This window comes from Moorena sp. SIO1F2 (assembly GCF_010672755.1).
GTDB lineage: Bacteria > Cyanobacteriota > Cyanobacteriia > Cyanobacteriales > Coleofasciculaceae > Moorena.
In genome coordinates, this window is record NZ_JAAHFV010000264.1 from 1 (window position 1) to 9,363 (window position 9,363).

10 protein-coding genes are annotated in these 9,363 nt (G+C 43.9%); 8 read left to right on the forward strand and 2 right to left on the reverse strand.

The window, feature by feature from the left end; genetic code table 11:
* The 8 genes from F6J94_RS24520 to F6J94_RS24555 form a co-directional block, all read left to right on the forward strand.
* Positions 1-476 (forward strand): CpsD/CapB family tyrosine-protein kinase (locus F6J94_RS24520; RefSeq protein WP_293044959.1); only part of this gene is annotated, 476 nt, incomplete at its 5' end.
* Positions 477-606: 130 nt separating this feature from the next.
* Complete coding sequence (locus F6J94_RS24525) at positions 607-732, forward strand: hypothetical protein (protein WP_293044961.1); 126 nt, start codon at positions 607-609, stop codon at positions 730-732.
* Positions 733-942: 210 nt separating this feature from the next.
* Complete coding sequence (locus F6J94_RS24530) at positions 943-2,208, forward strand: glycosyltransferase family 4 protein (RefSeq protein ID WP_293044963.1); 1,266 nt, start codon at positions 943-945, stop codon at positions 2,206-2,208.
* A gap of 253 nt (positions 2,209-2,461) precedes the next feature.
* Positions 2,462-3,820 carry an oligosaccharide flippase family protein gene (locus tag F6J94_RS24535; protein ID WP_293044965.1) on the forward strand — a complete coding sequence of 453 codons (1,359 nt, stop codon included), beginning with the start codon at positions 2,462-2,464 and terminating at the stop codon, positions 3,818-3,820.
* Positions 3,821-3,924: 104 nt separating this feature from the next.
* Positions 3,925-4,734: a 2OG-Fe(II) oxygenase gene (locus F6J94_RS24540; RefSeq protein WP_293044967.1), complete on the forward strand. Its 810-nt coding sequence runs from the start codon at positions 3,925-3,927 to the stop codon at positions 4,732-4,734.
* A gap of 387 nt (positions 4,735-5,121) precedes the next feature.
* Positions 5,122-6,537: an O-antigen ligase domain-containing protein gene (locus F6J94_RS24545; RefSeq protein ID WP_293044969.1), complete on the forward strand. Its 1,416-nt coding sequence runs from the start codon at positions 5,122-5,124 to the stop codon at positions 6,535-6,537.
* A 203-nt stretch (positions 6,538-6,740) separates the two neighbouring features.
* A complete protein-coding gene (locus tag F6J94_RS24550) occupies positions 6,741-7,751 on the forward strand; it encodes a glycosyltransferase family 2 protein (RefSeq protein WP_293044971.1) in 1,011 nt (336 codons plus the stop codon).
* A 296-nt stretch (positions 7,752-8,047) separates the two neighbouring features.
* Positions 8,048-8,635 (forward strand): serine O-acetyltransferase, encoded by a 588-nt coding sequence (locus tag F6J94_RS24555; protein ID WP_293044974.1) that lies wholly within the window; start codon positions 8,048-8,050, stop codon positions 8,633-8,635.
* Here F6J94_RS24555 and F6J94_RS24560 read toward each other — a convergent pair.
* Complete coding sequence (locus F6J94_RS24560; protein WP_293044976.1) at positions 8,628-8,858, reverse strand: hypothetical protein; 231 nt, start codon at positions 8,856-8,858, stop codon at positions 8,628-8,630. The two genes, F6J94_RS24555 and F6J94_RS24560, sit on opposite strands and share 8 nt — an antisense overlap.
* The coding region (locus F6J94_RS24565; protein WP_293044978.1) for a DUF3368 domain-containing protein at positions 8,833-9,363 on the reverse strand (531 nt) is incomplete at its 5' end. The genes F6J94_RS24560 and F6J94_RS24565, both read right to left, overlap by 26 nt.

A 9,363-nucleotide genomic window follows, 5' to 3' on the forward strand; every position in this document is an offset into this window, starting at 1 on the left:
TCATCGCAGCCTCCAGAGGTCAGCGAGTTCTATTAGTAGATGCTAATTTCCATTCACCTCAACTTCACACCAATTTGAATTTACAGAACTTGCAAGGACTGAGGGACTTGCTATCAAACGACCTAGAGGTTGTGATGGAGCGATCGCCTTTCTCAGATAATCTTTTTGTGTTGACTTCTGGGCAATCCTTAGTAGAATCTGCTCCAGAGCTGGGGTCTACTCGCATGGAAAAGATTATGGGGCATTTTCAGGAAAAATTTGACTTGGTTATCTATGACACTCCTAATCTACTGAACTATACAGACGCCAATTTCCTGGCTGCCAATACAGATGGAATCTTGATGGTGGTCGGATTAAGAGGAACTAAGAAATCTCGATTCAAGCAAGTTCTCGATCAAATAGACAGGTTTGGCTTAACCTGTCTGGGGGTAGTAGTTAATCGTGTTCAACCATCTTCCCTGACTGTCTCACCCTAGAACATCGGTTGCTGAAGGTTAATCGGTTGTTCACCATTTTTGAATGAAGAATGAAGAATGAAGAATGAAGAATGAAGAATTCCAAATGCGCGCATTCTAAATTCTACATTCTTCATTCTGACAGACAACCTTGGCCAAAAGGCCACGCAATCGCGTTCAACCTGCCACCAAAACTAATTCTGCCGCACAAGATATTACCTATCCCCGATGCGATCGCAATCCGGATTCTGAGTTCACACTTAGTAAGAACAATTAGGAACATACTGCCACCAAAGTTGCTTTCGCCTGAGGAGGCGGCAAAATTGGTACGGACAATGGAGCCTAATCAGGTGATGTTAATGAAGGCGTTACATCCCTTGAAACATTTGAAGATTTTTCTCGATCTATTCCATCTCTTAGATAAGGTGTAAATCTACGAACTACGAAAAATTCATAGAAACAGACATACCGTTGCCCCTAGTTCACGATGACAATTGCCTATCTAGTTAATCAGTATCCTAAGGTAAGTCACAGCTTCATCCGGCGAGAGATTGCAGGCCTTGAGGCTTGCGGTATTCAAGTCAAACGTTTTTCTATCCGTTCCTGCGCTTCTGAACTAGTTGATCAAGCCGATCAACTAGAGCTACAGAAGACTCGATTTGTCTTAGGAGTTGGCATCGTGGGCTTGTGTTTTAGCCTATTACGCACTGCCTTAACCAGACCGATACGTCTTTTGAAGACCTTAGGGCTGACCCTCAAAATCGGCTGGGGTTCAGACCGAGGAGTTTTGAATCATCTAGCCTACTTAGCTGAGGCTTGCCTTGTGCTGGGTTGGTTTTCCGAGTCAGATATTGACAAGGTTCACGCCCACTTCGGAACAAACTCAACTACAGTAGCGATGTTATGTCATGCTCTCGGTGGACCATCTTACAGCTTCACAGTTCATGGTCCAGAAGAGTTTGATAAATCCCAACTTCTCGCCTTAAGAGAAAAAATCAACCGAGCTGCTTTTGTGGTCGCTGTTAGCTCCTTTGGCAAAAGCCAGCTTTATCGATGGTGCAGCCACAATCAGTGGTCAAAAATCCATGTGATCCACTGTGGTGTGGATGAGATGTTTTTGAGTAAACCCCATACCCCCATACCAGAGGTGCCACGCTTAGTTTGCGTTGGTCGCCTCAGTGAACAAAAAGGACATCTACTCTTGATTGAAGCGGCGCATCAGTTAGCGGCTGAGGGCTTGCAGTTCAAGTTGGTACTAGTGGGTGATGGACCGTTGCGATCGCAAATTGAAGCAACTATTGCCCAGTTGGGTTTGCAAGACCACATTCAGATTACTGGCTGGGCTAGTAATACTGAGGTTCAGCAACAAATTTTAGCAGCACGAGCCCTGGTACTGCCCAGCTTTGCGGAAGGATTACCAGTCGTGCTCATGGAAGCTTTAGCCCTGGGTCGTCCAGTGATTACTACTTATGTTGCCGGAATACCTGAGTTGGTGAGTGATGGTAACTGTGGTTGGCTGGTGCCACCAGGCTCTGTTGAAGCCTTAACCGCAGCAATGGCTGAAGCCTTAAACTCCCCGGTGGAAACCCTGGAGGAAATGGGTAAAGCTGGGGCGGAGCGGATTGCTAGGCGGCATGATGTCGCAACAGAAGCCAAGAAATTGTCAGCCCTATTTCTATCTAATCCTGAACTACCTCCAAAGCAAGCTCCGATTGAGGCACCACCAAGCAGTGCTAAGCTCTCAAGGATTTAAAATGCTCACAACTTTATGAGTCATTATTTCTCATCTCAACAGCCAGCTCCTTTCTGGCAAAAGACGGTTAAAGACGGTTAGCGAGTATTCATCTGGTGCTCAACAACTATTATCTACCTAGCTGTAACGTACCTACATTACACAACATGCTCAGATATCAGCTGTAGAGCCAATCTTTAAAACTAATCAAATTATCTGATGCCTTTAAGTCTGCAACCCCACCCATCCCGTCTACCTACTCGGAAATCTAACCATGTCCTCATCACTTAAAAAACAACTCCTCCGTGGGGCTATTTGGACAGTAGCTGGTTATGGAACAAGTCAGTTTCTGAGACTGGCAAGTAATCTTGTTCTGACCCGCCTGCTTGCACCAGAGTTTTTCGGCTTAATGGCTCTAGCCAACGTTTTCATCATTGGCTTACGGTTATTCTCCGATGTCGGGATTGGTGCAAGCATCATCCAGAATAAACGTGGGGATGACCCAGTTTTTCTGAATACTATCTGGACTATTCAGGTTTGTCGGGGCCTTTTGCTGTGGGTGGCTTGTCTTATAATTACTTGGCCGATTGCCCATTTCTATAATAACCCGCAGCTGTTATGGCTGATGCCAGTCATTGGTCTGATGCCACTGATTGAGGGATTTAACTCCACTGCTGTGTGGAGCCTCAACCGCCACATGGCATTTGGCAAGATCATGATGTTTGAGCTGGTAGTACAATCGTCCGGCCTGATCGTGATGCTTGTTTGGGCTTTTTTCAATCGGACAATCTGGGCTCTTGCTGCTGGGAATGTGGTGACGGCATTGGCCAAAATGCTATTGAGTCATTGGTTAATTCCCGGAAAATCAAACCGCTTTACCTGGGAGAAAGAGGCAGCCAACAGCATCTTTTCCTTCGGGAAATGGATATTTATTTCAACCGCGCTTACCTTTCTCGCGACCCAAGCCGATCGACTAATTCTAGGCAAATTGTTTTCATTTGAGCTATTGGGGATTTATGGTGTTGCCTTTAATTTAGCGTACCTACCTTCTCAGGTAATCTCGGCAATTAGTTCCAAGGTGCTTTTGCCAACGTTTTCTCAACTGGCTGACTTGCCTCGGGAAACCTTTCGGATTAAGATTTGGTACAATCGCCAACTTATCCTAGTGGCTGCAGCATTGATGTTGACAGTCAGTACTGCTTTTGGAGATTTTGCGATTTTTATCTTATACGATGAGAGGTTTTATGAGGCGGCTTGGATGTTGCCAATCCTGACCCTAGGCATCTGGCCTGCATTATTGATTGATACGGTTCAGCAAGCTCTGATGGCTCTTGGGAAGCCAAACTATAACGCTTACAGTCAACTTGTCAAGAGTCTTAATGTTTGTATTGGCATACCCCTAGGATTTTATCTGATGCAAAGGTTCGACAATGGACCACTCGGAGCAGTAGTCGTGATTGCTTTCAATGACATTCTCCCTTATTTTGTAATAACTTATGGTCTCTGTCGAGAAGGGCTTTCCTTTATTAAGCAAGACCTCTGGGCTACTGCACTACTGTTGACATTACTGATGTGGGTGATTTGGGCTCGATATATGTTGGGTTTTGGATATCCTATCAGTGGACTTTTTTAAAACAGGGAACAGCGGAGCAGGGAGCAGGGAGTAGGTAACAAAAATTATCACGATCTATTTAGTATTGCTATTCTTAATTAAGAATAAAAACTATAAAATAAACAATGGATAACAAAATGGATTCAAAATTAAACTATTGCCTAGACCCGGAAAAGTTAACTAACTTTGCGAAGGAGCATTGTGAAGCCTACGCCCAGGCTGAGCCATTCCCACACATTATCATGGATAACTTCTTTCCAGAAGAGATTCTAGATAATATTCTGAATGAGTTTCCTAAAGCTGATGCAATTGATTGGCAAAAATTTGAGGCTGCCCCAGAAAAAAAACTGGCCTCAAAATCGGAAATCCAAATGGGAGAGTACACCCGTTTTTTTCTGTATCAGCTCAATTCATCAACTTTCATTAATTTTTTAGAAAATTTAACTGGTATTGATGGAATTATCCCTGATCCTCATTTTGTTGGTGGTGGCTTGCATCAGATCGAAAAAGGTGGTTACTTGAAAATCCATGCTGATTTCAATCGCCATACAAAATTGCGCCTTGACCGCCGCTTAAATCTTCTGATCTATCTCAACAAAGATTGGAAAGAAGACTATGGTGGTTATTTTGAAATGTGGGATCAAGAGATGACTCAGTCTCAGAAAAAAATTCTCCCCATCTTCAACCGATGTGTCATATTCAGTACTACCGATTTTTCCTATCACGGACATCCTGAGCCATTAACTTGTCCAGAAGGACGGACTCGGAAATCCTTGGCACTTTACTACTACAGCAATGGCAGACCAGCTGAAGAGCTTTCCAAGAGTGGGGATCATTCCACATTATTTAAGGCTCGACCAGGAGAAAAAATACAACTGAAAAAATCTCCAGTAACCAAAGTCAAGAACTTTCTTAAGAAGTTAATTCTTGAGTAATAAGTCAGCGGTCAGCGGTCAGCCTTCAGCGGTCAGCCGTCAGCCTTCAGCTTACTCTTTTATTCAAAAGCACCTCAAGTACCGTGGCACAGGCTTTGGCCTTGGCCTTTAGGCCACGCGGGGCGCGTTTGGCCACGCTGTGCGAACGACGCTGTGACTTAAGGCATATGCTGATAGCTAATAGCTGATAGCACCTCAAGTAGCGTGCGCGTAGCGCTTAAGCTGATAGCTGATAACTGATAACTGATAGCTAATAGCTGATAGCTGATAGCACCTCAAGTAGCGTGCGCGTAGCGCTTAAGCTAATAGCTGATAGCTGATAGCTTACATTACTTAAGTCAGAAATTACTCAAGCAACTCTGTTGACGTTTATGCCCAAAAAAGCCAATGAGTTTTTTAGTCCCCATCGTCATGTTCGGCTGGATTCCAGTTGTTCTTTATCTCTTCATGAGAATTCCAGCTCAGCGGGCAGTCATTGTGAGTTTCATCGTAGCATGGCTATTTCTACCTGTGGCAGAATATGCTTTGCCTGGTCTACCTGACTATACTAAGATGTCGGCAACTTGCTACGGTATTTTGTTGGCTACTTTTATATACGATGTTGGGCGTTTTAGCTCCTTTAAATTCAGCTGGATTGACTTGCCGATGCTAATTTGGTGCCTATGTCCATTGGCTTCATCTCTTACGAATGGGTTGGGGGCTTACGATGGGTTCTCTACTGTTTTGACGCAAACCTTGACCTGGGGAGTACCCTATTTTCTCGGTCGGATCTATCTCAATAACTTGAGTGGATTACGTGAATTGTCAATTGGCATTTTCATGGGCGGCTTGATCTATGTTCCCCTATGTTTGTACGAAATTCGCTTTAGTCCGCAGCTCCATAGGATATTTTACGGCTTCTTTGCTCATCCTGACTTTTCTCAAACCATGCGTTACGGGGGATGGAGACCGACAGTATTTATGATCCACGGTTTGCCAGTGGGTCTGTGGATGATGGCAGCTAGTTTAGTGGGAATTTGGCTATGGCACACTGGGGTGATCAAACAACTGTGGAATATTCCGATGAAGTGGCTGGTAGCTGCCGTGTTGATCACATTTATATTGTGCAAATCCACTGGTGCCTATTTCTTACTACTCTTAGGAGTTGGGATCTTGTTTGTGGGCAAGCAATTTCGTACTGCTTTGCCAGTCTTTATCCTAATTGGGGTTATTTGTTCTTACTTATACATTAACTCACAGACTGAAACCTACGTTAGTGATCAGATTATCTCACATGTATCGAATGTGGTTCCTGCAGACCGTATCCAATCCTTACAGTTTAGATTTGATAATGAAGAGCTACTTGTAGATAAAGCACGGGAACGGATCGTGTTTGGCTGGGGAGGATGGGGAAGAAGTCTGATATTTAATGACAAGGGTGAGCAAGTTACAGTTCCAGATAGTTTGTGGATTCTTGCGTTTGGTGAAACTGGTACCGTTGGACTAGCCAGCCTGACCACATCCTTACTAATGCCGGTGTTGACTATGTTTTGGTTCCGTTGTCCAGCGGAGTTGTGGCCAAAGCGGCAAGCGGCACCAGTGGCGGTGCTGACCGTGGCTGTAGCGTTGTACATGGTGGAATTTCTGCTCAATGCCCATGGTAATCCTGTCTTTGTATTGGCTTGTGGAGGACTATCAGGATTGGTGATCCAAGAACCTACAACCAATAAGGTTAAAAAAGTCCCGGCATTGGTAGCCCAGCGTTCTCGGAATCAAAATCGGAATCAAAATCGGCATCAACGGAGACAAGTTCAAAGGAATTAGGGATGATATAGCAGGGAGTAGGGAGTAGGGAGTAGGGAGTAGGGAATCGGGAATAGGGAATAGGGAGTAGGGAGTAGGGAGTAGGGTAAAAAAACGTGTTAATTTTTACGGTTTTAAAAACGCTATTTTTTGAATTTAAAAAATAGCAAAATAACTAACAATTAATTCTTAATGTATAAGCTAAATAAAGCACAAAATTAGTTATGTATAATGAAATAAAAAACAATACCATAAATTCTTTACTTATAGTAATTGTTAACTACAAAACCCCTAGTTTAACTATTGATTGCTTACGCTCTCTAGCGGATGAAATCCCAGGTTTATCCAATACTACGGTAGTAGTGGCAGATAATGCCTCTGGGGATGGATCGGCTGTTGCCATTAAAAATGCGATCGCAAACGAAAACTGGGGTAGTTGGGCATCGGTGATGCCACTAGAGCACAATGGTGGATTTGCTTTTGGCAATAATGCTGTGATCCGCCCAGCTCTGAGGTCTAATCAGCCACCGGATTATGTGTTGTTGCTCAACCCAGATACCATTGTTCGTCCTAGGGCAATCAAAACCCTGGTGGAATTTATGAGTGACCATCCCCAGGTGGGTATTGCTGGCTCTCGCCTGGAAGAGCCTGACAGTACCCCTCAGTGTTCAGCATTTCGGTTTCATACCGTCCTCAGTGAGCTAGATTCTGGTTTGCGTCTCGGTGTGGTATCGAGATTATTATCGAAGTGGGTAGTTTGGCCACCGATTCCTGACCAACCCTGTCCAACGGATTGGGTTGCTGGGGCAAGTATGATTATTCGTCGGGAAGTGTTTGAGCAGGTTGGCCTGATCGATCAAGCTTATTTCATGTATTACGAAGAAATGGACTTTTGCCTACAAGCCCAGAGAGCTGGTTGGGAATGCTGGTATGTCCCAGAAAGTCGCGTAGTCCACTTAGTTGGACAAAGTTCAGGTGTTACCGACACCAAGCGTCCACCCAAACGCCGACCCCAGTATGTCTTTGATTCTCGACGACGGTATTTTCTTAAAAACTATGGTTGGTTTTACGCTGCTCTAGCGGATCATGCCTGGGCTTCTAGTTATTTATTGTGGCAATTGCGCCGAGTGGTTCAAGGTAAGCCCGATAATGACCCACCCCAGTTACTTAATGATTTTATCCGCAATAGTGTGTTTTGTAAAGGTGGTGCCTTTAGTAGTCCGAAGATTTCGTGATTAGTTATTAGTTATCAGCTATCAGTTATCAGTTATCAGTTATCAGTTATCAGCTATCAGCTATCAGCTATCAGCTAATGCGCGTGCCACAGGCTAGAAGCCTGTTCTACAAAACTGATGGACTATTCACGATTCCCAATTCTAACTTCTAACTTCTAACTTCTAACTTCTAACTTCTAACTTCTAACTTCTAACTTCTAACTTCTAACTTCTCGATTCCCGATTCCCGATTCCCGATTCCCGATTCCCTTTTCCCTACTCCCTATTCCCTAAACAACAAACACTAACAATAAATTATGGTGACGCCAACAGATTTAACGGCAAATTATACCGAGCCAAAAACGGATAATTTGGGACTTTTGCAACAAATTAAAGAAGATTGGAAGGCTCATGGTTGTGATTGGACTAAGCCGGGATTTCGGGCTGTGGCGGTGCAGCGGTTTGGAGTCTGGAGAATGAACATCCAACCGAAGTTACTACGGGCTCCCTTTAGTATTCTCTACCGAGCATTATATCGTAAAGTTCGTAATACCTATGGGATTGAATTACCTTACACCGTAAAGCTTGGTCGTCGAGTAATTATTGAGCATCAAAGTGCGATTGTTATTCATGGGGATTGCACTATTGGTGATGATAGTATCCTACGTCAAGGAGTCACTTTAGGTAATCGTTATTTAGATCGTCCTTTCGATGCCCCCATCTTAGGAAAACGTGTCAATGTTGGTGCTGGTGCTAAGATTTTTGGCAAGGTTACTATCGGTAATGGGGCAAATATTGGTGCTAATGCTGTAGTTTTATCTGATGTACCTGCTGGGGCTACGGTAGTGGGAATTCCTGCTAAGGTTATTAAGGTGCGTTCTTTAGATGAGAACGGCTCTAGTTGAGATGTAAACAAGGGAATCGGGAATCGGGAATCGGGAATCGGGAATCGGGAATCGGGAATCGGGAATCGGGAAAAAGAGGGAAGTGTGGTAAGTGTGATAAGTATGGGGAGCCATTGCCCCTTCTCTTGCCTCTTGCCTTTTGTTTTTTTGCTACTCCCGACTCCCTAAAACTGAAGAAGGGTAAAATCCCCCCTATTTTAATTTCCTGATCCACTTTCTTCATCGGTAGCTTGGAGAATTGCGTGGTACAATTGAGAACTAATACGAAAGTCCATTTTTTCAATCAATTGATCCATTAATGGCTTAACCGCCGGAATTAAATTACTTTTCTTGGCTTGCACGAGAATTCCCAGTAATCCCACAATAGTTAGCCCCAATTCTTGAGCAACTGATCGTCCCCGTCGCTCATCCATCAGTAGCAAATCGGCATCCATTTCCAGTGCTAATACGATCGCTTCTGCTTCACCTAAATCGATGGTTTCTTGACTTTCCTGAAGAATGACAACTTGCTGCCTATCTGAAACGGCCTGAGTTTTAATCCAAGATAAGGTTTGAACTTCTACTGTTCCAGGTACAATTTTCCCGATACCAACCATTTCATTGTAGACAGCAACGGGAATAATAACAGAACCATACAAGCGATGCAAGAGATTAAGTTGATTGATGCCTGCTAGATTAGTAATGGGTGATGTATCGCTAATAATAATCACAGCAAACTCATCGATTGT